Source organism: Pseudomonas sp. GD04058, from assembly GCF_029836855.1.
GTDB lineage: Bacteria > Pseudomonadota > Gammaproteobacteria > Pseudomonadales > Pseudomonadaceae > Aquipseudomonas > Aquipseudomonas bharatica.
Window position 1 is genome coordinate 115,872 of the sequence record NZ_JAOECN010000008.1, and the last position, 23,684, is coordinate 139,555.

20 protein-coding genes are annotated in these 23,684 nt (G+C 64.7%); 10 read left to right on the top strand and 10 right to left on the bottom strand.

The window, feature by feature from the left end; translation table 11 throughout:
* The first annotated feature begins 19 nt into the window (after window positions 1-19).
* A complete protein-coding gene (csrA, locus tag N7650_RS09750; protein WP_279898002.1) occupies window positions 20-205 on the top strand; it encodes a carbon storage regulator CsrA in 186 nt (61 codons plus the stop codon).
* On the opposite strand, the gene N7650_RS09755 is transcribed toward csrA, so the two are convergent.
* The 5 genes from N7650_RS09755 to mnmC form a co-directional block, all read right to left on the bottom strand.
* Window positions 206-433 (bottom strand): YheU family protein, encoded by a 228-nt coding sequence (locus tag N7650_RS09755; protein ID WP_009407519.1) that lies wholly within the window; start codon window positions 431-433, stop codon window positions 206-208. It abuts the gene before it with no gap.
* A 158-nt stretch (window positions 434-591) separates the two neighbouring features.
* A complete protein-coding gene (locus N7650_RS09760; protein WP_279898003.1) occupies window positions 592-1,776 on the bottom strand; it encodes an osmoprotectant NAGGN system M42 family peptidase in 1,185 nt (394 codons plus the stop codon).
* A gap of 25 nt (window positions 1,777-1,801) precedes the next feature.
* Complete coding sequence (ngg, locus tag N7650_RS09765) at window positions 1,802-3,547, bottom strand: N-acetylglutaminylglutamine synthetase (protein WP_279898005.1); 1,746 nt, start codon at window positions 3,545-3,547, stop codon at window positions 1,802-1,804.
* Window positions 3,548-3,550: 3 nt separating this feature from the next.
* The gene (locus N7650_RS09770) at window positions 3,551-5,338 is read right to left on the bottom strand and encodes an N-acetylglutaminylglutamine amidotransferase (protein WP_279898006.1); all 1,788 of its coding nucleotides are present in this window, start codon (window positions 5,336-5,338) and stop codon (window positions 3,551-3,553) included.
* 206 nt (window positions 5,339-5,544) lie between these two features.
* On the bottom strand, window positions 5,545-7,533 hold the full coding sequence (mnmC, locus tag N7650_RS09775) for a bifunctional tRNA (5-methylaminomethyl-2-thiouridine)(34)-methyltransferase MnmD/FAD-dependent 5-carboxymethylaminomethyl-2-thiouridine(34) oxidoreductase MnmC (protein WP_279898007.1): 1,989 nt from the start codon (window positions 7,531-7,533) through the stop codon (window positions 5,545-5,547).
* A gap of 116 nt (window positions 7,534-7,649) precedes the next feature.
* Here mnmC and pap point away from each other — a divergent pair, with 116 nt between their 5' ends.
* Window positions 7,650-9,140 carry a polyphosphate:AMP phosphotransferase gene (pap, locus tag N7650_RS09780; protein ID WP_279898008.1) on the top strand — a complete coding sequence of 497 codons (1,491 nt, stop codon included), beginning with the start codon at window positions 7,650-7,652 and terminating at the stop codon, window positions 9,138-9,140.
* A gap of 332 nt (window positions 9,141-9,472) precedes the next feature.
* On the opposite strand, the gene N7650_RS09785 is transcribed toward pap, so the two are convergent.
* Window positions 9,473-10,867: a class II fumarate hydratase gene (locus N7650_RS09785; protein WP_009407531.1), complete on the bottom strand. Its 1,395-nt coding sequence runs from the start codon at window positions 10,865-10,867 to the stop codon at window positions 9,473-9,475.
* A gap of 160 nt (window positions 10,868-11,027) precedes the next feature.
* Here N7650_RS09785 and N7650_RS09790 point away from each other — a divergent pair, with 160 nt between their 5' ends.
* The 7 genes from N7650_RS09790 to N7650_RS09820 all read left to right on the top strand — a co-directional run bounded on the left by N7650_RS09790 (window position 11,028) and on the right by N7650_RS09820 (window position 18,763).
* Complete coding sequence (locus N7650_RS09790; protein WP_009407533.1) at window positions 11,028-11,555, top strand: DUF2059 domain-containing protein; 528 nt, start codon at window positions 11,028-11,030, stop codon at window positions 11,553-11,555.
* 12 nt (window positions 11,556-11,567) lie between these two features.
* Window positions 11,568-11,867: a BolA family protein gene (locus tag N7650_RS09795; protein WP_009407535.1), complete on the top strand. Its 300-nt coding sequence runs from the start codon at window positions 11,568-11,570 to the stop codon at window positions 11,865-11,867.
* Window positions 11,868-11,982: 115 nt separating this feature from the next.
* Window positions 11,983-12,918 (top strand): rhodanese-related sulfurtransferase, encoded by a 936-nt coding sequence (locus tag N7650_RS09800; RefSeq protein WP_009407537.1) that lies wholly within the window; start codon window positions 11,983-11,985, stop codon window positions 12,916-12,918.
* Window positions 12,919-12,921: 3 nt separating this feature from the next.
* Window positions 12,922-13,554 carry a DsbA family protein gene (locus N7650_RS09805; RefSeq protein ID WP_009407543.1) on the top strand — a complete coding sequence of 211 codons (633 nt, stop codon included), beginning with the start codon at window positions 12,922-12,924 and terminating at the stop codon, window positions 13,552-13,554.
* Entirely contained in the window at window positions 13,547-15,379 is a 1,833-nt protein-coding gene (locus N7650_RS09810) for an ABC transporter ATP-binding protein (protein ID WP_279898010.1), read from the top strand. Before N7650_RS09805 ends, N7650_RS09810 begins: the two co-directional genes overlap by 8 nt.
* Window positions 15,380-15,481: 102 nt before the next feature.
* Complete coding sequence (locus N7650_RS09815) at window positions 15,482-17,938, top strand: EAL domain-containing protein (protein ID WP_009407545.1); 2,457 nt, start codon at window positions 15,482-15,484, stop codon at window positions 17,936-17,938.
* Between the two features lie 36 nt (window positions 17,939-17,974).
* Window positions 17,975-18,763, top strand: a complete 789-nt coding sequence (locus N7650_RS09820) for an iron-containing redox enzyme family protein (protein ID WP_009407546.1) — start codon at window positions 17,975-17,977, stop codon at window positions 18,761-18,763.
* A gap of 6 nt (window positions 18,764-18,769) precedes the next feature.
* On the opposite strand, the gene N7650_RS09825 is transcribed toward N7650_RS09820, so the two are convergent.
* From N7650_RS09825 to N7650_RS09840, 4 genes are all read right to left on the bottom strand, one after another.
* Window positions 18,770-19,510 carry a YciK family oxidoreductase gene (locus N7650_RS09825; RefSeq protein ID WP_279898014.1) on the bottom strand — a complete coding sequence of 247 codons (741 nt, stop codon included), beginning with the start codon at window positions 19,508-19,510 and terminating at the stop codon, window positions 18,770-18,772.
* Between the two features lie 166 nt (window positions 19,511-19,676).
* On the bottom strand, window positions 19,677-20,348 hold the full coding sequence (mupP, locus tag N7650_RS09830) for an N-acetylmuramic acid 6-phosphate phosphatase MupP (protein ID WP_009407548.1): 672 nt from the start codon (window positions 20,346-20,348) through the stop codon (window positions 19,677-19,679).
* Window positions 20,349-20,350: 2 nt separating this feature from the next.
* Window positions 20,351-21,049 (bottom strand): bifunctional 2-polyprenyl-6-hydroxyphenol methylase/3-demethylubiquinol 3-O-methyltransferase UbiG, encoded by a 699-nt coding sequence (gene ubiG / locus N7650_RS09835; protein ID WP_279898015.1) that lies wholly within the window; start codon window positions 21,047-21,049, stop codon window positions 20,351-20,353.
* Window positions 21,050-21,101: 52 nt separating this feature from the next.
* Window positions 21,102-22,433, bottom strand: coding sequence for a TRZ/ATZ family hydrolase (locus N7650_RS09840; RefSeq protein ID WP_279898016.1), 1,332 nt, complete (start codon window positions 22,431-22,433; stop codon window positions 21,102-21,104).
* A gap of 109 nt (window positions 22,434-22,542) precedes the next feature.
* Here N7650_RS09840 and mtnA point away from each other — a divergent pair, with 109 nt between their 5' ends.
* Window positions 22,543-23,619, top strand: a complete 1,077-nt coding sequence (mtnA, locus tag N7650_RS09845; protein ID WP_279898017.1) for an S-methyl-5-thioribose-1-phosphate isomerase — start codon at window positions 22,543-22,545, stop codon at window positions 23,617-23,619.
* Window positions 23,620-23,684: the final 65 nt, after the last annotated feature.

Genomic DNA, 23,684 nt, shown 5'->3' on the forward strand with positions numbered 1-23,684 from the left:
GGATATGGAGGATTTGGCGATGCTGGTCATAGGACGCGAGATTGGCGAGGTCATCAACATCGGTAACGACATCAAGCTCAAGGTGATTTCGGTGGACGGCGGTACGGTGCGCTTCGGCATCAGTGCACCGCGCGACGTGGAAATTCACCGTGCCGAAATCTATCGGCGCCTGGCGGAGGACGCGCAGAAGCAGAAGGCGGGCTGATCAGTCGAACAGCTCCTTGGGGATATCGTGTCTGGCCAGCAATTGGCATTGCTGGCTGTCCATATCGAAGAGGATAAACGCCTGTCCTTTCGCCAGAGCCTGGCGCACCCGCAGGACGCGGGTTTCCAGAGGGGTATCGTCACCGTTGTCGGTGCCGTCGCGGGTGACGAAGTCCTCGATCAGGCGGGTCAGGGTGTCGGCTTCGAGTTGGTCGTAGGGGATGAGCATGGGGCTGGGTCTGCTTTGAATTGATGGCACATGCTACCTGCTTTGTTGCTCTTGAGGGCCTCATCGCTGCGGTGCGGCGGTCCGACAAGCCAGCTCCCACAGGGACTGCATGCACCTGTGGGAGCTGGCTTGCCAGCGATAGGGCCCTCAAGAACACATCAATCTTTCCTGCCAAGCACCTCATCCACCGTCGGCACCCGGGTATCACTCTCCATCTGTGCATCATGCTCAAGCTGATGACTGAACCTCTCCAGCGAACTCCCCGCCGGGTGCGAATCCGCTGCGAACACCGGCGGGCTCAGCAGGTAGGCGCCGAGCAGGCGACTCAAAGCCGCCAGGCTGTCGATATGGGTCCGCTCGTAGCCATGTGTAGCGTCGCAGCCGAATGCCAGCAACGCGGTGCGGATATCGTGCCCGGCGGTGATCGCCGAGTGCGCATCGCTGAAGTAATAGCGGAACAGGTCGCGCCGCACCGGCAGGTTGTGCTCGTTGGCCAGATGCAGCAGGTGGCGCGACAGATGGTAGTCATAGGGCCCGGACGAGTCCTGCATCGCCACGCTGACCGCGTGCTCGCTGGAATGCTGCCCCGGCGCGACCGGGGCGATATCGATGCCGACGAATTCGCTGACATCCCAGGGCAGGGCACCCGCCGCGCCGGAGCCGGTTTCCTCGGTGATGGTGAACAGCGGATGACAGTCGATCTCCGGCGTCCGGCCGCTTTCCACCACCGCCTTGAGTGCCGTCAGCAGCGCGGCCACGCCGGCCTTGTCGTCCAGGTGACGGGCGCTGATATGCCCGCTTTCGGTGAACTCGGGCAACGGATCGAACGCGACGAAGTCACCGATATTGATCCCCAGCGATTCGCAGTCGGCCCGGGTCGCGCAATAGGCGTCCAGGCGCACTTCGATGTGTTCCCAGCTCACCGGCATCTGGTCGATGGCGGTATTGAATGCGTGACCGCTGGCCATCAGCGGCAACACGCTGCCGCGCAGCACACCGTTGTCGGTGAACACGCTGACCCGGCTGCCCTCGGCAAAACGGCTCGACCAGCAGCCCACCGCCGCCAGGCCCAGGCGGCCATTGTCCTGCAGGGCGCGCACGCTCGCACCAATGGTGTCGAGGTGCGCGGAGACGGCGCGGTCGGGTGAATTCTTGCGGCCCTTGAGGGTGGCGCGGATGGTGCCGCGCCGGGTCAGTTCGAAGGGGATGCCCAGTTCCTCCAGGCGTTCGGCGACATAGCGCACGATGGTGTCGGTAAAGCCGGTGGGGCTCGGGATCGCCAGCATTTCCAGAAGGACTTTCTGCAGGTACTTCAGGTCCGGTTCGGGTAGCGGGGCAGTCATGGATACTCCTGGTGCACGGTTTGGATCAGTTCGTCGTCCGGCTCAGGGGAAACAGCAGATCGACGAAACGTTCGGCAACGGGTTGCGGTTCGTGGTTGGCCAGGCCGGCGCGTTCGTTGGCCTCGATGAACACATACTCCGGCTGGTCGGCGGCACGCACCATCAGGTCGAGGCCGACCACCGGGATATCCAGGGCGCGGGCGGCCTGGACCGCGGCCTCTGCCAGGGTCGGGTGCAGGCGCGCGGTAACGTCTTCCAGGCAGCCGCCGGTATGCAGGTTGGCAGTACGGCGCACCGCCAGGCGCTGGCCGGCGGGGAGGATGCTGTCGTAGTCGAAGCCGGCGGCCTGGAGCGTGCGCAGGGTTTCCTCATCCTTGGGAATCCGGCTTTCCCCGCCGGTGGCCGCCTGCCGGCGCCGGCTTTGCGCGTCGATCAGGCGACCGATGCTGTGCTGGCCGTCACCGATCACCTGGGCCGGATGCCGGATCGCCGCCGCCACCACTTCGAAGCCGATCACCAGGATGCGCAGGTCATGGCCTTCGTGGAAACTCTCCAGCAACACCCGGCTGTCGAAGCGCCGGGCCTGCTCGATGGCCTGGGTGACCTCGTCCAGGGTGGTGAGGTTGACCGCCACGCCATGGCCCTGTTCGCCATCCACCGGCTTGACCACCACCGCGCCGTGGTCCTCGAGAAAGGCCAGGTTGTCGTCGGCATTGCCCGCCAGTTGCTGCGCCGGCACGTTAAGCCCGGCAGCGGCGAGGGTGTGCTGGGTCAGGCGTTTGTCCTGGCAGAGGGTCATGCTCACGGCCGTGGTCAGGTCGCTCAGCGACTCGCGGCAGCGCACCCGGCGTCCGCCATGGCTGAGGGTGAACAGGCCGCTGTCGGCATCGTCCACCTGAACGTCGATTCCGCGCCGGTAGGCTTCCTCGACGATGATCCGCGCATACGGGTTGAGCCCATCCTGCGGCCCCGGGCCGAGGAACAGTGGCTGGTTGATGCCGTTCTTGCGCTTGACCGCGAAGGTTGGCAGGTTGCGGAAGCCGAGCTTGGTATAGAGCCGCTTGGCCTGGCGGTTGTCATGCAGCACCGAGAGGTCGAGGTAGTTGAGGCCGCGGCTCATGAAATGCTCCACCAGATGACGCACCAGCACCTCGCCCACGCCAGGCCGGGTGGTGTTGGGGTCCACCGCCAGGCACCAGAGGCTGCTGCCGCCCTCGGGGTCTTCGAAGGCCTTGAGGTGGTTCAGGCCCATCACGCTGCCGATTACCGCGCCGGTGTCCTCGTCCTCCGCCAGCCAATACACCGGACCGCCCAGATGGCGCGGCGTCAGCAGCTCGGTCTTGACCGGCAGCATGCCGCGGGTCTGATACAGCGTATTGATCGCCTGCCAGTCCTCGTCGCTTTGCGCCCGGCGGATGCGGAAGCCGCGAAATACCCGGCTGGCCGGGCGGTAATCGCTGAACCACAGGCGCAGGGTGTCGGAAGGATCGAGGAACAACTGCTGCGGGGCCTGGGCCAGGACCTGCTGTGGTGCTGCGACATACAAGGCGATATCCCGCTCGCCCGGTTGTTCCTCCAGTAGCGCCCGGGCCAGTTGGCCAGGCTCGGCATAGGTATGCCCGATCAGCAGGCGTCCCCAGCCGCAGTGCAGTGAACGCGGCTTTTCATGGGGCTCGCTGCCTTCATCGGCCAGGCGCGCCTGCAGGCGTTCATAGGACGGCACCTGGCCGCGCAGCAGGCGCTGGCCATAGGTGGATGGATGGGCTTTCATCGGTCAGATTCCTTGTTCGCTGAGCCACAGGTTCAGGGCCGCCAGTTGCCAGAGTTTCGAGCCGCGCAACGGCGTGAGCTGGCCGTGGGGGTCGCTCAGCAGGCGGTCGAGCATTGCCGGGTTGAACAGGCCGCGGTCCTGGCTTGGGTCGAGCAGCAGTTCGCGCACCCAATCCAGGGTCGCGCCTTGCAGGTGCTTGAGGCCGGGTACCGGGAAGTAGCCCTTCTTGCGATCGATCACCTCGTTGGGAATGACCAGCCGCGCCGCTTCCTTCAACACCTGCTTGCCGCCGTCCGGCAGCTTGAAGCGCGCCGGAATGCGTGCCGACAGCTCCACCAGGCGGTAATCGAGGAACGGCGTACGCGCCTCCAGGCCCCAGGCCATGGTCATGTTGTCGACGCGCTTGACCGGGTCGTCCACCAGCATCACCGTGCTGTCCAGGCGCAGCGCCTTGTCCACGGCTTCGCGGGCGCCCGGCTGGGCGAAGTGCTGGCGGACGAAGTCGCCGGCCACGTCGCTGTCCACCAGCCATGGCAACTGCACGGTGTCGCGGTACTCCTCGAAGCTGCGATCGAAGAACGCCGCGCGATACGCCGCCACCGGGTCGGCGGCGCCATCCACCTGCGGGTACCAGTGGTAGCCGGCGAACAGCTCGTCGGCGCCCTGGCCGCTCTGCACCACCTTGCAGTGCTTGGCCACTTCCCGCGACAGCAGGTAGAAGGCGATGCAGTCGTGGCTGACCATCGGCTCGCTCATGGCACGGAAGGCTGCCGGCAACTGGGTGATGATCTCGCGTTCGTCGATGCGCAACTGGTGGTGGCGGGTGCCGTAGTGCCGGGCGATGAGGTCGGAGTACTGGAACTCGTCGCCGCGCTCGCCGCCGGCATCCTCGAAGCCGATGGAGAAGGTCGACAGGTCTTCCACACCGACCTCGCGCAGCAGGCCGACCAGCAAGCTGGAATCGACGCCGCCGGACAACAGCACACCGACATCGACCGCCGCGCGCTGGCGGATGGCCACGGCTTCGCGGGTGCTGTCGAGCACGCGGTCGCGCCAGTCTTCCAGGGTCAGGTCCTGTTCATCGGTGCGTGGCCCGTAGTGCAGGCTCCACCATTGCTGCTGCTGGCTTCGGCCCTGGGCGTCGATGCGCATCCAGGTGGCGGGCGGCAGCTTTTCAATGTTGGCCAGCAGGGTGCGTGGCGCGGGGACCACGGCATGGAAATTCAGGTAGTGATTGAGGGCCACCGGATCCAGCACCGGATCGATATCACCGCCCTTGAGCAGGGCCGGGAGGGTCGAGGCGAAGCGCAGGCGCTCGTTGGTACGCGACAGGTACAGCGGCTTGACGCCGAGGCGGTCGCGTGCGAGGAACAACTGCTGCTTGTCCCGTTCCCAGATGGCCAGGGCGAACATGCCGTTCAGGCGTGGCAGCAACTGCTCGCCCCAGGCGTGATAGCCCTTGAGCAGCACTTCGGTGTCGCCGCCGGAATAGAAGCTGTAGCCGAGGCTTTCCAGCTCGGCGCGCAGTTCCGGGAAGTTGTAGATGGCGCCGTTGAAGGCCAGGGACAGACCGAGTTGCGGGTCGACCATGGGCTGGGCCGAGCCGTCGGACAGGTCCATGATCTTCAGGCGACGGTGGCCGAGGGCGATCGGGCCCTGGCTATGGAAGCCCCAGGCATCCGGGCCGCGAGGGGCCAGGTGATGGGTGATCCGCTCGACCGCGGCGAGGTCTGCCGGGCGCGAGGGGGTTGCTACAGGGGTGAAACGAAACTCTCCAGCTAATCCGCACATAAGTCCTTACCGGTTTTGCCGTTGGGGAAAGTGCCCGAACAGGGGGCACTCAAAAACTGACCGGGTGAGGTTGTGGGAGTTTTAGATCGATATGGAATAAGGCCTTGGGTTGGGCCTTGGGCGATGATGGTGTTTCTGAAGGCCCTATCGCTGGCAAGCCAGCTCCCACAGGGGCTGTGGGAGCTGGCTTGCCAGCGATGAGGCCCTCAAGCCTTGCCGCGCTTCAGCTCACGCAACATGAAGCGGTTCGGGTGACAGGCCTCCGCGATCTCCCGCGGCACTGGCAGGGCGTCGCCATTGACCCAGGCCGCCAGCAGCTCGCCGCACAGCGGTGCGGTGATCAGGCCCCGCGAGCCATGCCCGCTGTTGATATAGAGCCCCTCCAGCCACGGGCAGGGCTCATCGGGCACCTGCCGCGCATTCTTCGCCAGCGCCGCGTAGGTTTCGGCAAAGGGCCCGGCATCCGCCAGCGGCCCGACCAGCGGCAAGTAATCCGGGCTGGTACAGCGAAACGCCGCCCGGCCTTCCAGGTGCTGCGCATCCAGCCGGTCGATCTCCAGCCGTTCAGCCAGGTCCGGCGAGATTTCCCGCAGCAACTCGAGATTGCTGCGGTGTTCCTCGACGGTCGGCACGGTATCGCTACTGTGGAAATCGAAGCTGGCGCCCAGGGTGTGTTCCCCCTGGCGCGGCGGGGCCACATAGCCGTCGGCGCACACCACCGTGTGCAAGGCCCGGCTGGCGGCAGTCGCCGGCAATCTGCTGATCTGCCCGCGAATGCGCTTGAGCGGCAGGCCGGCACAGGCTTCGAACTGCCGAATCTCCGCCGCCCCGGCCAGCACTACCACCGGCGCTTCGGCCAGCACTCGCTCGCCGTCGAGCGCCTGCCACAGGCCATCGACCCGGCGCAGTTGCAGCACGTTGTGATGGGGCAGCAGCTTCACCTTGGCCTGTTCCGCCTGCCAGCGACACAGCGCCGGAGGATGCACCCAGCCGCCTTCGGGATAGAACAGGCCGCCGGCGGGCAGGGCGACGCCGGCAATGGCTTCGGCCTGCTGGCGATCCAGCCGTTGCAGCAACTCATCGCTGAACGCCCCGGCCAGCTGTGCCTGGCGCTGGTCTTCCTGGTCATCGAACGCCAGTTGCAGTACACCGCAAGCGTCCCAGTCTGTGCCGCGCTGCAGGCGTTCGAGCAGGCGCCGGGTATGGCCGAAACCGCTAACGATCAATTGCGACAGCAATGTGCCATGGGCGGAAAGCTTGAGGTAAAGCACGCCCTGGGGGTTGCCCGAGGCCTCGCTGGCCGGTTGCCCGTGGCGCTCAAGCAGGCTGACCTGCCAACCCCGCGCAGCGAGGCTGGCGGCGCTGGCACAACCGGCCAGGCCGGCACCGACCACCAGTGCATGACGAGGGCTTCCTGAAGGCGCAGGGCGCCGATACCAGGGCGGCACTGCCACTGGCAGCGCCTGTTGTTCCGGGCCGGCGCTGTACAGTCCGCGCAGGATCTCCCATTTCTTGCCGATCCCCGGGATCCGCTTCATGGTGAAACCCACCGCGATCAGGGCGCGGCGTACCCAGCCGGTGCTGGTGAAGGTGCCGAGGGTGGTCCCCGGCACCGACAGCCGGCCCAGTTGGGCGAACAGTTCCGGGGTCCACATGTCCGGGTTCTTCGCTGGCGCGAAACCGTCGAGGAACCAGGCGTCGATGCGCCCGTCGAGCTTTTCGAACTGCTCCCGGGCATCGCCGATCATCAGCGTCAGGCTGATTCGGCCATCCTCGAACAGGAACTGCTGGTAGCCCTCGTGCACCGCCACATAGTGCTCCAGCAGTGCCTGGCCCTGGCTTGCCAATTGCGGCCACAGGGCCAGGGCGCGGGCCAGGTCGGTGCGGGTCAGGGGAAACTTCTCGGCGCTGATGAAGTGCAGGCGTGCGCCGGTCCGGGCGTGCTTGTCGAATAACTGCCAGGCGCAGAGGAAATTCATCCCGGTACCGAACCCGGTCTCGCCGATCACCAGGCACTCGCCCGCAGCCAGCGCGGCGAAGCGCTGGCGCAGGTCGTTCTGCTCGATGAACACGTGGTGGGTTTCCTCCAGGCTCTGGTCCTTGGAGAAATAGATGTCGTCGTACTGCCGCGAATGGGGGCGGCCCAGTTCATCCCAGTCGATCTGGGCGTGGCGTGGAGCAGGTGAGTCGGTCATGAAAGGGCTCGGCAACAGCGGAACCGGCATTCTAGCCGATCGCCGAAACGCTGTTTGATCCCGGACAAAACCAGTGGCGATCCGCTAGTCTTGCTTATCCATGAAGGGAGCCTGGTATGTTCGAATCCGCTGAAATCGGTCACTCGATCGACAAAGAAACCTACGACGCCGAAGTGCCCGCGCTACGGGAAGCCTTGCTCGAAGCCCAGTTCGAACTCAAGCAGCAGGCACGCTTCCCGGTGATCGTGCTGATCAACGGCATCGAAGGTGCCGGCAAGGGCGAGACGGTCAAGCTGCTGAACGAATGGATGGACCCGCGGCTGATCGAAGTGCGCACCTTCGACCAGCAGACCGACGAAGAACTGGCCCGTCCGCCGGCCTGGCGCTATTGGCGGGCGTTGCCGGCCAAGGGGCGGATGGGCGTGTTCTTCGGCAACTGGTATAGCCAGATGCTTCAGGGCCGGGTCCACGGACATTTCAAGGACGCCGTGCTGGACCAGGCGATCAGTGCAGCCGAGCGACTGGAGCAGATGCTCTGCGACGAAGGCGCGCTGATCTTCAAGTTCTGGTTCCACCTGTCCAAGAAGCAGATGAAGGCGCGGCTCAAGGCGCTCAAGGATGACCCGGTGCACCGCTGGCGCATCAGCCCGCTGGACTGGCAGCAATCGGAAACCTACGACCGCTTCGTGCGCTTCGGCGAGCGGGTGATTCGCCGCACCAGCCGCGAGTATGCGCCCTGGCACATCATCGAAGGGTTCGATCCGCATTACCGCAGCCTGGCCGTGGGCAAGCTGCTTCTGGAAGGCCTGCAGAATGCCTTGAAGGCCAAGACCCTCAAGGAGCCGACGCCGATCGCCCCGCTGGGGGCCAGCATCGACGACCGCAGCCTGCTGGAAAGCCTCGACCTCAGCGTCCACCTCGACAAGAACGACTACCAGGAACAACTGCTGACCGAACAGGCGCGCCTGGCCGGTTTGCTGCGCGACAAGCGCATGAAGCATCACTCGCTGGTGGCCGTTTTCGAAGGCAACGACGCGGCGGGCAAGGGCGGGGCGATCCGCCGGGTGGCGGCAGCACTGGACCCGCGCCAGTACAACATCGTGCCGATCGCCGCACCCACCGAGGAGGAGCGTGCGCACCCGTACCTGTGGCGGTTCTGGCGCCACTTGCCGGCGTTCGGCAAGTTCACCATCTTCGACCGCTCCTGGTATGGCCGGGTGCTGGTGGAGCGGGTCGAGGGCTTCTGCAGCCAGGCCGACTGGATGCGTGCCTACGGCGAGATCAACGACTTCGAAGAGCAGATCAGCAACGCCGGGGTGGTGGTGGTCAAGTTCTGGCTGGCGATCGACCAGCAGACCCAGCTTGAGCGTTTCCAGGAGCGCGAGAACATTCCCTTCAAGCGCTTCAAGATCACCGAGGAGGACTGGCGCAACCGCGACAAATGGGACCTGTATGCCCAGGCGGTCGGGGATATGGTCGACCGCACCAGCACCGAGATCGCGGCCTGGACCCTGGTCGAGGCCAACGACAAGCGCTGGGCGCGGGTGAAGGTGCTGCGCACCATCAACGAAGCGCTGGAGGCGGCGTTCCGCAAGCACAAGAAGTGATGCTTGAAGCTGACACCAAACCCTGTGGGAGCTGGCTTGCCAGTGATTGGCCCGGCCAGACACCCTCATTGCCTGTGCCTGCCTCATCGCCGGCAACGCCGGCTCCCACAGGTTCCCGAACCAGCCGCGGGATTTGGGGCTGGCACTGACCTGTGGGAGCTGGCTTGCCAGCGATAGGGCCAGATCTGACAACATCTTGGTCAGTGCCTGCCTCATCGCTGGCAAGCCAGCTCCCACAGGGTTCTTTTACATCCTGGTGGCCTACGGCGCGTTCGCCGAGGCGCTGGTGCATTGGGAGGCGTCGCGGGTCAGCGCGACGCTGGCCGCCTGACTCAGCCCTTGCCACCGGCTTCGAGCATTTGCTCGGGACGCACCCACTCATCGAACTGGGCATCGGTGAGATAGCCCAGGGTCAGGGCCGCCTCACGCAGGGTGATGCCTTCGGCATAGGCCTTCTTGGCGATTTCCGCGGCCTTGTCGTAGCCGATATGCGGGTTCAGCGCGGTCACCAGCATCAGCCCACGCTCCAGGTGCGCGGCCATCTGCCGGGAATCCGGCTCGATACCGGCGACGCAATGGCGCTGGAAGTTCTGGCAGCCATCGGCGAGCAGCTCGATGGATTGCAGCAGGTTATGAATGATCACCGGCTTGAACACGTTCAACTGCAAGTGTCCCTGGCTGGCCGCGAAGCCGATGGCGGTATCGTTGCCCAATACCTGGCAGGCCAGCATCGACAGGGCCTCGCATTGGGTCGGGTTGACCTTGCCAGGCATGATCGAACTGCCCGGCTCGTTGGCCGGCAGGCGCACTTCCGCGAGTCCGGCCCGCGGACCGGAGCCGAGCAAGCGCAGGTCGTTGGCGATCTTCATCAAGGCCACGGCGAGGGTTTTCAGGCCGCCGGCCAGGGTGGTCAGCGGTTCATGGCCGGCGAGGGCGGCGAACTTGTTCGGTGCGGTGACGAACGGCAAGCCCGACAGCGCGGCGAGTTCCGCCGCGATGGCTTCTGCAAAACCGTGCGGCGCATTGAGCCCGGTGCCCACCGCCGTGCCACCCTGGGCCAGCTCGCACACCGCCGGCAAGGCGCTGCGGATGGCGCGCTGGGCGTAATCCAGCTGGGCCACCCAGGCCGAGACCTCCTGGCCGAAGGTGATGGGCGTGGCGTCCATCATATGGGTGCGTCCGGTTTTCACCAGGTCGGTATGGCGCGCCGACAACTCTGCCAGCCCAGCAGAGAGCTCGGCGATGGCCGGCAGGAGCTTTTCCTGCACGGCTTGCGCCGCGGCGATATGCATCGCCGTAGGGAAGCAGTCGTTGGAACTCTGCGAGCGGTTGACATGGTCGTTGGGGTGTACCGGGTCCTTGCCGCCGCGGCCTTTGCCGGCCAGTTCGTTGGCACGCCCGGCAATCACTTCGTTGACGTTCATGTTGCTCTGGGTGCCGCTGCCGGTCTGCCAGACCACCAGCGGGAACTGGTCGTCATGCTCGCCGTCGAGCACCTCGTCGGCGGCCTGCTCGATCAGCCGGGCGATATCGGCGGGCAGGTCGCCATTGCGGTCGTTGACCCGCGCCGCCGCCTTTTTCACCAGGGCCAGGGCATGCAGCACGGCCAGCGGCATGCGTTCCTTGCCGATGGCGAAGTTGATCAGTGAACGCTGCGTTTGCGCACCCCAGTAGACCTGATCAGGAACTTCGACCGGTCCGAGGCTGTCAGTTTCGATGCGGCTCATGTGTTACCCACTCCTTTGCAAGATGCAAGTTTGACCAGACAGTTTAGGTCTTGATTCACCAGGCCGGTTCCATAGCCCACTCGTCCTATTGAGCGGCTGCGCCCGTCGGCGCAGAATGCTCTACGCTGGAAACACTCACTTACTCTTTTAAGGATTTCCGATGACCCGTCTCCGCGCCCTTTGCACGGCCGTCGCCCTGGTTTGCGCAAGCGGCCAGGTATTCGCTGCCAGTCCGAGCCACAATGCTGCGGCAGAGAAGTTTCTGACCCTGGCCCATGCCGACAAGCTCGGCACGCCGGTGTACATGCAGGTGCAACAGATGTTCGCCCAGCGCTTCGAGCAGACCAAGGCGCCTGCCGCGAAGAAATCCGTGCTCGACAGCTACCAGGCCAAGGCCAACGCCGCGCTGGATAACGCCATCGGCTGGAACAAGCTGAAACCGGACATGGTCAACCTCTATACCAGCACCTTCACCGAGCAGGAGCTCAAGGACCTGGTGGCCTTCTACCAGTCGCCGCTGGGCAAGAAAGTCCTGGAGAAAATGCCGCAGGTGACCCAGCAATCCGCCCAACTGACCCAGCAGAAGCTGGAAAGCGCGGTACCGGTGGTCAACAAGCTGCTGTCGGACATGACCAACGAACTCGACCCGAACGCCGGCAAGGCCGCCGCGCCGGCCAAGAAGCCATAAGCGGAGCCGCCGATGTCGATGCAACAGAAGATCGAACAGAGCCTGTCGGTGCTGGAACCCCGGCACTTGCAGGTGCTGGACGAGAGCCATATGCATAGCCGTGGCACCGAGACCCACTACAAGGCGGTGCTGGTCAGCGAGCAGTTCGAGGGCCTGAACAGCGTCAAGCGGCACCAGAAGGTGTACGCCACCCTCGGCGACCTGATGGGTCAGTTCCATGCCCTGGCGTTGCATACCTACACCCCGCAGGAATGGGAAAAGGTCGGCGTTGCGCCGGCTTCTCCGACCTGCGCCGGAGGCAGCAAGCACTGATTTCACCATCAGGTTTTGGTAAACTCCGCACCCGCGCCGCTTGTCGGCGCGTTTTTATTTGTATTTTCGAACCCGGTCCGCCCTTTGCGAGGGTGACCACTGGAGAGTTGCAAGCATGACCCAATCCATCGTCGTGGCGGCGCTGTACAAGTTCGTCACCCTCGAAGACTACGTCGAACTGCGCGAGCCACTGCTGGCCGCCATGGAAGCCAACGGTGTCAAGGGCACCCTGCTGCTGGCCGAGGAAGGTATCAACGGTACCGTTTCCGCCACCCGCGAAGGCATCGACGGCCTGCTCGCCTGGCTGCGCAACGACCCGCGCCTGGCAGATGTCGACCACAAGGAGTCGTACTGCGACGAGCAGCCGTTCTACCGCACCAAGGTCAAGCTGAAGAAAGAGATCGTTACCCTCGGCGTACCAGGCGTGGACCCGAACAAGGCGGTCGGCACCTACGTCGAGCCGCAGGACTGGAATGCCCTCATCAGCGACCCGGAAGTCCTGTTGATCGATACCCGCAACGACTACGAAGTGGCCATCGGCACCTTCGAAGGTGCCATCGATCCGAAGACCACCACCTTCCGCGAGTTCCCCGAGTACATCAAGGCCAACTTCGACCCGGCGCGGCACAAGAAGGTGGCGATGTTCTGCACCGGCGGCATCCGCTGCGAGAAGGCATCGAGCTACATGCTCGGTGAGGGCTTCGAAGAGGTCTATCATCTGAAAGGCGGGATCCTGAAATATCTTGAAGAAGTGCCTCAGGACCAGAGCAAGTGGCAAGGCGACTGCTTCGTTTTCGACAACCGGGTCACCGTGCGTCACGACCTCAGCGAAGGCGACTACGACCAGTGCCATGCGTGCCGCCATCCGGTCAGTGTCGAGGACCGGGCCTCGGAGCACTATTCGCCAGGCATCAGTTGCCCGCATTGCTGGGACAGCCTGAGCGAAAAGACCCGCCGCAGTGCCATCGACCGGCAGAAGCAGATCGAACTGGCCAAGGCCCGCAACCAGCCGCACCCGATCGGGTTCAACTACCGCAAAGCCGAGGTGTGATGCATGACCGCCCGCCTGCTCTATGTGATGGACCCGATGTGCTCCTGGTGCTGGGGGTTCGCGCCGGTGGCTGCGGCCCTGATTGCCCGGGCGCGTGAGGCGGGGGTTGAGACCCGCCTGGTGGTCGGCGGCCTGCGCACCGGCAGCTCGGCGCTGGACGCCTCGACCCGGCGTTATATCCTTGAGCATTGGCAGGCGGTCAACGAGGCGACGGGGCAGCCGTTCCTGCTTGATGGCGCCATGCCCGACGGCTTCGTCTACGACACCGAGCCGGCCTGCCGCGCCCTGGTGACCGCGCGCAGCCTGGACGGTAACAAGGTCTGGGGGTTGCTGGCGTTGATCCAGCAGGCGTTCTACCAGCGGGCCGAGGATGTCACCCTGGCGCCGACCCTGGTCAACCTGGCGGAGCAGGCCGGTCTGGATCGCGCCAGCTTCGCTGCGGCCTTCACCAGCCCCGAACAGCGCAGCGCCACCGCCGCCGACTTCACGTGGGCCCAGGACCTGGGCATTGCCGGCTTCCCCACGCTGCTGGCCGAGCGCAACGGCCAACTGGCCTTGCTGACCAACGGCTACCAGCCGCTTGAGTCCCTTGAACCCTTGCTTGGCCGCTGGCTGGAGCGGGCTGCCCATGCTTGATCTGCCAGGCTCGCCCGACCCGGTTCCCGGGCCTGCGGCGGCGTCTGCCGATCGCTTGAGCTGGGCGGAAATCCGCCGCCTGGCGCTGCATCACAAGAAGTCCCTGTGGACGGCCAACGCGGTCGCCGTACTGGCGGCCCTGTGCAGCGTGCCGATTCCGCTGCTGTTGCCGCTGCTGGTGGACGAAGTGCTGCTCGGGCATGGCGATGCCGCCTTGGAGTGGATGAACCGTTTCCTGCCGGAGAACTGGCAGGTGGCGACCGGCTATATCGGCCTGATGCTGCTGGTAACCCTGCTGTTGCGCTGCAGCGCGCTGCTTTTCAACGTGGTCCAGGCCAAGCTGTTCGCCGGGCTGGCCAAGGACATCGTCTATCGCCTGCGCATCCGCCTGATCGAGCGGCTCAAGCGCATTTCCCTGAGCGAGTACGAAAGCCTCGGCAGCGGCACGGTTACCACGCACCTGGTTACCGACCTCGACACCCTGGACAAATTCGTCGGCGAAACCCTCAGCCGGTTCCTCGTGGCGATGCTGACCCTGACCGGCACCGCTGCGATCCTGATCTGGATGCATTGGCAACTGGCGCTGCTGATCCTGCTGTTCAATCCGCTGGTGATCTTCGCCACGGTGCAATTGGGCAAGCGGGTCAAGCACCTGAAGAAGCTGGAGAACGACAGCACTTCGCGCTTCACCCAGGCCCTGGCCGAAACCCTGGACGCCATCCAGGAGATCCGCGCTGGCAACCGCCAGGGCTATTTCCTCGGGCGCCTGGGCCTGCGCGCCCAGGAAGTGCGCAACCATGCGGTGGCCTCGCAGTGGAAAAGCGACGCCAGTAGCCGCGCCAGTGGCCTGCTGTTCCAGTTTGGCATCGATATCTTCCGCGCGGCGGCGATGCTGACCGTGCTGTTTTCCGACCTGAGCATCGGCCAGATGCTCGCGGTGTTCAGCTACCTGTGGTTCATGATCGGGCCGGTAGAACAGCTGTTGAACCTGCAATACGCCTATTACGCGGCCGGTGGCGCCCTGAGCCGGATCAACGAACTGCTCGCCCGTGGTGACGAGCCGCAGTTCGCCGGCGGCACCGATCCGTTCCACGGGCAGACCACGGTGGGCATCGAGGTTCGTGGCCTGCGCTTCGGCTATGGCGAGGAGCCGGTGCTGGACCAGTTGAACCTGGCCATCGCACCGGGAGAAAAGGTCGCCATCGTCGGTGCCAGCGGCGGCGGCAAGAGCACCCTGGTGCAACTGTTGCTTGGGTTGTACAGCGCCCAGGCCGGGACTATCCGGTTTGGCGGGGCGACCCTGCAGGACATCGGCCTGGATACCCTGCGCGAGAACGTTGCGGTAGTGCTGCAGCATCCCTCGCTGTTCAACGACACGGTGCGCGCCAACCTGACCATGGGCCGCGACTGCAGCGACGAGGAGTGCTGGCAGGCCTTGGCCATCGCCCAGCTCGACGAGACCATCGATGCCCTCCCGCAAGGCCTGGACAGCGTGGTCGGTCGCTCCGGGGTGCGACTTTCCGGCGGCCAGCGCCAGCGTCTGGCGATCGCCCGGATGGTCCTGGCAAAGCCCAAGGTGGTGATACTCGACGAGGCCACCTCGGCCCTTGATGCAGCCACCGAATACAACTTGCACCACGCCCTGGCCCGCTTCCTCAGCGCGCGTACCACCTTGATCATTGCCCACCGCCTGTCGGCAGTGAAACAGGCCGACCGCGTGCTGGTCTTCGACGGCGGTCACGTCGCCGAGGATGGCGGTCATCAGCAATTGATCGCCGAGGGCGGCCTGTACGCCAAGCTGTACGGTCACTTGCAGCAAAGCTGAGCCTTTATTGTGCGAAATCACTTATCTGCATGAAGGCAAATGGCCTAGTCTGTATCGGAACAGAGTGAGGCCACTCACCGGTGTGCTGTCGCAAGGGATTTCATGAAGGGAAAACGGACGCTCGAAACGCCCAGGCTCCTGGGGCTCATCTGGCCATTCATTGCCGTGGTGCTGTTCCAGGCGCTGCTCGGCAGCATGAGCCTGTACGCCCTGTCGGCGATGCGCGCCTACGTGGCAGGGGAAAGCCTGTGGTCCAAGGGGCAGAAAGACGCCATCTATTACCTCAGCCTCTACGTCGATAGCCGCGACGAAGAGAATTTCCGCAAATATCGGCAGGCCTTTGCCATTCCCGAAGGCAGCCATCGCCTGCGCCTGGCCCTGGATCGCGATCCGCCGGACCTGGAGGGCGCGCGCCAGGGCATCCTGGCCGGCGGCAACCACCCGGACGATGTAGCCAGCGTTATCTGGTTCTACCTGAATTTTCGCCATGTCAGTTATCTGGAAAAGGCCATCGATCGCTGGCAGGTGGGCGACAGCTTCCTGCAGGAACTGGACACCCTGGCCCGGGAAATCCACGCCGGCATTTCCGCTAACCGCGCCACGGCCCGGGACCTGGTGGACTGGAAACAGCGCATCGTGGCCATCAACGACAACGTCACGCCTGCCGCCCGGGCCTTCAGCGACGCCCTTGGCGAAGGTTCGCGGATGCTCCTGCGCTTGCTGCTGCTCACCAACCTGGCTACCGCCGCATTCCTGATCGCCCTGGCCTGGCTGCGTTCGAGCAAGCTGCTGGCTCAGCGCCAGGCTTTCGCCAGTGCCCTGCAGGTGGAAAAGGAGCGGGCGCAGATCACCCTGGCCTCGATTGGCGACGGGGTTATTACCACCGACGTGGACGGGTGCATCCTTTATATGAACCCGGCCGCCGAACAACTCACCCATTGGGATGCGCTGCATGCCCAGGGCCTGCCCCTGGCGGCGCTGTTCAGCCTGCTCGACGACAATGCCGAAAAAGACAGGCTGACCCTTACCGAGCACATCCTCAACGGTGCGTTGAGCGGCGGTTCCGAACATGTCCGGCAGATCCAGCGCCTGGATGGCAGCACGGTGGCGGTGGCCCTGGTCGGCGCGCCGATCATCAGCGAAGGGCGCATCAGTGGCACTGTGCTGGTGCTGCACGACATGACCCAGGAGCGCCAGTACATCGCCAATCTGTCCTGGCAGGCGACCCACGATGCACTGACGGGGCTGTCCAATCGTCGCGATTTCGAATATCGCCTGGAGCAGGCCCTCGCCGAACTGGCCCGGCATAGCGGCCGGCATTCATTGATGTTCCTCGATCTCGACCAATTCAAGCTGGTCAACGACACCAGCGGCCATGCGGCCGGCGACGAATTGTTGCGGCACATTTGCGCAGTGCTGCAATCGGCCCTGCGCGAGGGCGATGTACTGGCGCGGCTGGGCGGCGACGAGTTCGGCGTGCTGCTGCATGATTGCCCGCCGGAACAAGCCGAGCGGATTGCCGAGAACCTGCGCCAGTCGGTGCAGAGCCTGCATTTCGTATGGAAGGGCCGGCCATTCATGAATACCGTGAGCATCGGCCTGGTGCACCTTAACCAGGCGCCGGAAACCCTGGAGGCGGCTCTGCGGGCGGCGGACATGGCCTGTTACATGGCCAAGGAAAAAGGGCGCAACCGGGTTCAGCTGTACCAGGCCGACGATACCGAGCTGTCGGTGCGTTTCGGCGAGATGGCCTGGATCCAGCGCCTGCATATCGCCCTGGAGGAAAACCGCTTCTGCCTGTACGCCCAGGAAATCGCTGCCTTGCATCCGGAGGATGGCGGCGGACATCTGGAAATTCTCCTGCGCCTGCATGATGAAAGCGGCCGGATAATCCTGCCCGACAGCTTCATTCCCGCCGCCGAGCGCTTCGGCTTGATCACGGCCCTGGACCGTTGGGTTGTCGGCAGCGTGTTCAAGGTGATCCGCCAGTGTCTCGACGAAGGTGCCGAAGGGCCGCTGGCCATATGCTCGATCAACCTTTCAGGCAACAGCATCGGGGATGACAAGTTCCTCGACTATCTGCGGCGGCAGTTCAGCGACTACGCCATCCCTCCTGAATTGATCTGTTTCGAAATTACTGAAACAAGCGCGATTGCCGATCTCGGCAGTGCCATTCGTTTTATCAACGAATTGAAAGGATTGGGCTGCAAATTTTCCCTTGACGATTTTTGCGCCGGAATGTCGTCTTTCGCGTATCTGAAACATTTGCCTGTAGACTTCCTCAAGATCGACGGAAGTTTCGTCAAGGATATGCTCGACGATCCGGTTAACCGGGCAATGGTCCAGGTGATCAATCACATTGGCCATGTCATGGGCAAGCGCACCATCGCCGAGTTTGTCGAAACACCGCTGATCGAACAGGCTTTGCGGGAAATCGGTGTCGACTACGCCCAGGGCTTCCTGATCGAGCGGCCCCAGGCCTTTTCCGCCGCCAGCCTGAGGCGTCAGCGCGATGCGGCCAGGCCCATGCTGTTCGGCTCGCCGGGGACATTACGCTGACGCTTCCATCCAGATCACAAGGACAAGGAGCTGACAGTGATTGATACCTTTACCCGGACCGGTCCATTGATGGACGCCACCAGTTATCCCCTCTGGGCCCAGCGCCTGATCCAGGAATGCGCACCGCACAAGCGTCGTGTGGTCGAGCATGAGTTCTACCAGCGCTTGCGCGACGGTCAGGTTTCCAGCCGGACCATGCGTCAGTACCTGGTGGGCGGCTGGCCCGTCGTCGAGCAATTCTCGGTGTACATGGCGCAGAACCTGACCAAGACCCGTTACGCCCGTCATCCCGGCGAGGACATGGCGCGGCGCTGGCTGATGCGCAATATCCGTGTCGAACTCAACCACGCCGATTACTGGGTGCACTGGTGCGAAGCCCACGGCGTCAGCCTTGAGGAGCTGCAGGCGCAGGAGGTGCCGGCGGAGCTCCAGGCGCTCAGTGATTGGTGCGTGCATACCTGTGCCGCGGACTCGCTGGTGGTGGCCATGGCGGCGACCAACTATGCGATCGAGGGGGCGGTGGGCGAGTGGTCGGCGGTGGTCTGTTCGACCGATACCTACGCACAGGGCTTCCCCGAGGAAGGCCGCAAGCGCGCGATGAAATGGCTGAAGATGCATGCCCAGTACGATGATGCCCACCCGTGGGAAGCGCTGGAAATCATCTGCACCCTGGCGGGCAACAGCCCGGGCAAGGCCTTGCAGAACGAGCTGAAACGGGCGATCTGCAAGAGCTATGACTATATGTTCCTGTTCCTCGAACGCTGCATGCAGCTGGAACACAGTGAGTCTGGCCAGGACGACCGCCGTCGCGGGGCCCTGGCCTGAGGCGTCTTACTGGGCGTTGAACGCCTGACCGTTGACCCCGGTGCTGTCCGGGCCCATCAGGTACAGATAGACCGGCATGATGGCCTCGGGCAGCGGGTTGTCCTGCGGATTTTCCGCAGGATAAGCCTGGGCCCGCATGCTGGTGCGGGTCGCGCCCGGGTTCACGCTGTTGGCCCGCACCGGGGCCACGCCTTCCAGTTCGTCCGCCAGGGTCTGCATCAGGCCCTCGGTGGCGAACTTCGACACGCCATAGGCACCCCAGTAGGCCCGGCCCTTGCGCCCGACGCTGCTGGAGGTGAATACCACCGAAGCATCTTCCGACAGCTTGAGCAGCGGCAGCAGCGTCTGGGTCAGCATGAACATGGCGTTGACGTTGATGTGCATGACACGCATGAAGTTATCGCCGCTCAGCTGTTCCAGCGGCGTGCGCGGGCCGATGATCGAAGCGTTGTGCAGCAGGCCGTCGAGGCGGCCGAATGCGTTCTCCACCATCACGGCCAGCTCGTCGTACTGGTGCGGCAGCGCGGTTTCCAGGTTGAACGGGATGACCACCGGTTGCGGATGGCCGGCAGCCTCGATCTCGTCGTAGACCGCGGCCAGGTTGGCCTCGGTCTTGCCCAGCAGCAGCACGGTGGCGCCATGGGCGGCGAACGCCTTGGCCGCTGCCGCACCGATCCCGCGACCGGCGCCGGTGACCATGATGACCCGGCCTTTGAGCAGCTCTGGACGGGCGGTGTAGTCGAACATGGGAATTGCCTCGAAAAGGAGTGTCTTCAGGCCACGCCGCAGCGTGGCCTATGGCACATAGGTGCCGCCTGTCACTGTAGGAGCTGGCTTGCCTGCGATGGACCGCGCCAGCGGTCCCAAAGCATCCAGCACGAGCATCGCATACACCTATGCCTGGATCGGGTGATCAGCAGCCGCACAAGGCGCCGTCGAGCACCTTGCGCAGTTCCAGCGGGTGGTCGACCACCACGTCCGCGCCCCAGTTGTTAGGGTTGTCCTCGGGATGAATGTAGCCGTAGCGCACTGCGGCGGTGCGGGTGCCGGCGTCGCGCCCCGACTCGATGTCGCGCAGGTCGTCGCCGACGAACAGGACGCTGGCCGGATCCAGGCCGAGGGTCTTGCAGGCGAGGATCATCGGCTCCGGGTCGGGCTTGCTGTTCTTCACGTGGTCCGGGCAGATCAGCAGCGAGGAGCGCTCGGCCAGGCCCAGGCGCTGCATGATCGGCTCGGCGAAGCGTACCGGCTTGTTGGTCACGACGCCCCACAGCAATTTGCCGCGCTCGATGTCCTCGAGCAGCTCCTGCATGCCGTCGAACAGCTTGCTGTGCACCGCGCAGTCACGTTGGTAGCGCTCGAGGAATTCCAGGCGCAGGGCCTCGAAGCCAGGTGCGTCCGGGTCCATGCCGAAGGTCGCGGCGACCATCGCCCGGGCGCCGCCCGAGATCACGTCGCGGATGATCTTGTCGGGTACTGCCGGCAGCCCGCGCTCGGCGAGCATCGCCTGGCTGATGGCGATGAAGTCCGGCGCCGTGTCGAGCAGGGTGCCGTCCATGTCGAAAAGTACTGCTCGCAAACGCATGCTCATTCCTCGCGCAGGGTCTGGATCATGTAGTTGACGTCAACGTCGGCGGCCAGCTTGTAGTGCTTGGTCAGCGGGTTGTAGGTCAGGCCGATGATGTCCTTGACGCTCAGGCCCGCCGCGCGACTCCAGGCGCCGAGTTCGGAAGGGCGGATGAATTTCTTGAAGTCGTGCGTGCCGCGGGGCAGCAGCTTCATGATGTATTCGGCGCCGATAATGGCGAACAGGTAGGCCTTGGGGTTACGGTTGATGGTGGAGAAAAACACCTGGCCACCGGGCTTGACCATCCTGAAGCAGGCACGGATCACCGAGGAGGGGTCGGGGACGTGCTCGAGCATCTCCAGGCAGGTAACCACGTCGAACTGCGCTGGCATCTCTTCGGCCAGGGCCTCGGCGGTGATCTGCCGGTACTCGACCTTCACCCCGGACTCCAACTGGTGCAACTGGGCCACCGCCAGCGGAGCCTCGCCCATGTCGATGCCGGTGACGGTCGCGCCGCGCAGGGCCATGGCTTCACTGAGGATGCCGCCGCCGCAACCGACGTCGAGGACCTTCTTGCCGGCCAGGCTGGCCCGCTCGTCGATCCAGTTGACCCGCAGCGGATTGATGTCGTGCAGCGGCTTGAACTCGCTTTCGCGGTCCCACCAGCGATGGGCCAGGGCCTCGAACTTGGCGATTTCGGCGTGGTCGACGTTGCTCATGGAACTGTCCTCTGAAACGGTGAAAATTCTGTGCGGCAGCATGGCTGCCGGGTCATTCGGCGAGGCCGGCGATACGTTTGCCCCAGGCCACGGCGCTGGCATGCAGGGCCTGCTCGTCCAGGCGGGTCAGGCGGCTCTCGTCGAGCAGCGCATTGCCCGCGACCCAGACATGCTTCACGCAGTCGCGGCCGCTGGCGTAGATCAGTTGCGACACCGGGTCGTAGACCGGTTGCTGGGCCAGGCCGCTGAGGTCGAAGGCGACCAGGTCGGCTGCCTTGCCGATTTCCAGGGAGCCGGAAATGGCTTCGATTCCCAGGGCGCGGGCGCCGTTCAGGGTGGCCATGCGCAGGGCGCGATGGGCATCCAGGGCGCTGGCCGAGCCGGCCACGGCCTTGGCCAGCAGGGCGGCGGTGCGGGTTTCGCCGAGCAGGTCGAGATCGTTGTTGCTGGCTGCGCCATCGGTGCCGACGGCGACGTTCACCCCGGCCAGCCACAGGCGTTCCACCGGGCAGAAGCCGCTGGCCAGCTTGAGATTGGATTCGGGGCAATGCACCACGCTGGTGTTGCTTTCTACCAGCAATGCCAGGTCGTCATCGCTGACCTGGGTCATGTGCACGGCCTGCAGGTTGGGCCCGAGCAGGCCGATGCGGGCCAGGCGCTGCAAGGGCCGCTCGCCGCGCTGCTGCACGGCATCGTGTACTTCGCTGGCGGTTTCGTGGACATGCATCTGCACCGGCGCGTCCAGTTCGTCGGCCACGACCCGGACCTTTTCCAGGTTTTCGTCGTTGACCGTATAGGGCGCATGAGGGCCCAGGGCAATGCGGATGCGCGGATGATGGCGCAGGCTGCCGAACAGCTCTATGCCCAGGTGCAGTGCTTCGTCGAAGGTGCGAGCGCCTGGGATCGGGAAGTCCAGCAGCGGCACGCAGATCTGCGCGCGCATGCCGCTGTCGTGCACGCATTCGCTGGCGATCTTCGGATAGAAGTACATGTCGCTGAAACAGGTGATGCCGCCCTTGAGTTGCTCGGCGATCGCCAGGTTGGTGCCGTCGCGGACGAAATCCTCATCGACCCAGCGGGCCTCGGCGGGCCAGATGTGCTCCTCGAGCCAGGTCATCAGTGGCAGATCGTCGGCCATGCCACGGAACAGGGTCATGGCCGCGTGGCCGTGGGCGTTGATCAGGCCGGGGGCCAGCAGGCAGCCGGGCAGTTCGCGGACTTCGGTCGCATTGAAGCGGCTGGTTTCGCTCCGCGGGCCAAGGAACACGATCCGGCCGTCGCGCACGCCCAGGGCGTGATCCTCCAGGACCACACCGGCCGGTTCGACAGGCACCAGCCAGGTTGGCAGGAGCAGCAGGTCGAGAGGGGTAGTGGACTTGGGCATTTGCACGGATTTCCCTGGTGCATGGGCGGATGGCGAAGTATACCCGAGCGTCCGCGCTTGGGGCTCGTTATAATCGCCGGTTTTTGATGTCCGAATGACGGGGTGAGGCATGCGCGATCGACTTCTGGCTGCAGAGAAAGCGAAGGCCATCGATTGGCGTGATGGCACTCTTTACTTGCTCGACCAGCGCGCGCTGCCTTTCGAGGAGGTGTGGCTGGCTTGCGCTGACGCTGCGGGTGTGGCTGAAGCGATCCGCTCGACGGTGGTGCGCGGGGCCATGGCCATCGGCATCAGCGCCGCTTATGGTGTGCTGCTGGGGTTGCGTCGGCGCCTGGCCGAGGGGGCTGACTGGCGTGCTGCGCTGGAAGCGGATTTCATCCTGCTCAGCGAGGCGCGGCCGAGCGGCGTGGGTTTTTCCTGGGCCCTGAATCGCATGCGCGAGCGCTTGCAGCGGCTGCGCGAGGGCGACGATCCGTCGCAGGCGCTGGAGGCCGAGGCCCGCGCGATCCACGAAAGCGATCGCGAAGCCAACCTGACCATGGCCCAGCTGGGCATGGAGCTGATCCGCAAGTACCAGGGCAGCGAGCAGACCGTGTTGACGCACAACAGCACCGGCGCGCTGGCTACCGGCGGCTTTGGCACGGCGCTCGGGGTGATCCGCGCGGCCTGGCTGGACGGCATGATCGAGCATGTCTACGTCGATGAGACCCGCCCTGGCCTGCAGGGCACCTGCCTGGCGGCCTGGGAATTGGCCAGCGAGGGCGTTCCGGCAATCGTCAGTGTCGATTCGGCCGCAGCCCACCTGATGAAGACCAAGGGCATTACCTGGGTGGTGGTCGGTGCCGACTGCATTGCCGCCAATGGCGACGTGGTCAGCAGGATCGGTACCTACCAGCTGGCGGTCAATGCGATGCATCACGGGGTGCGCTTCATGGTGGTGGCGCCGAGTGCGGCCATCGACCTGGGCCTGGCCAGTGGCGAAGACGTCGTGCTCGAGGAAGGTGAGGGTGCCGAGTTGCTGGGGATCGCCGGAGAGCGCATTGCAACTGGCGTCGAGGCATGCAACCCGTTGTTCGATGTGACCCCGGCGGACCTGATCGACGTGATCGTAACCGAGAAGGGGATCGTAGAGCGGCCGGATACGGCCAAGCTGGCGCAGTTGATGTGCCGCAAGCGCTTGCATTGAGTTCCATGCCGCAGGTGGCGCAGAGCCATTTTCGCCCGCGCCAGGCGGCGCTTTGCCATACTCCC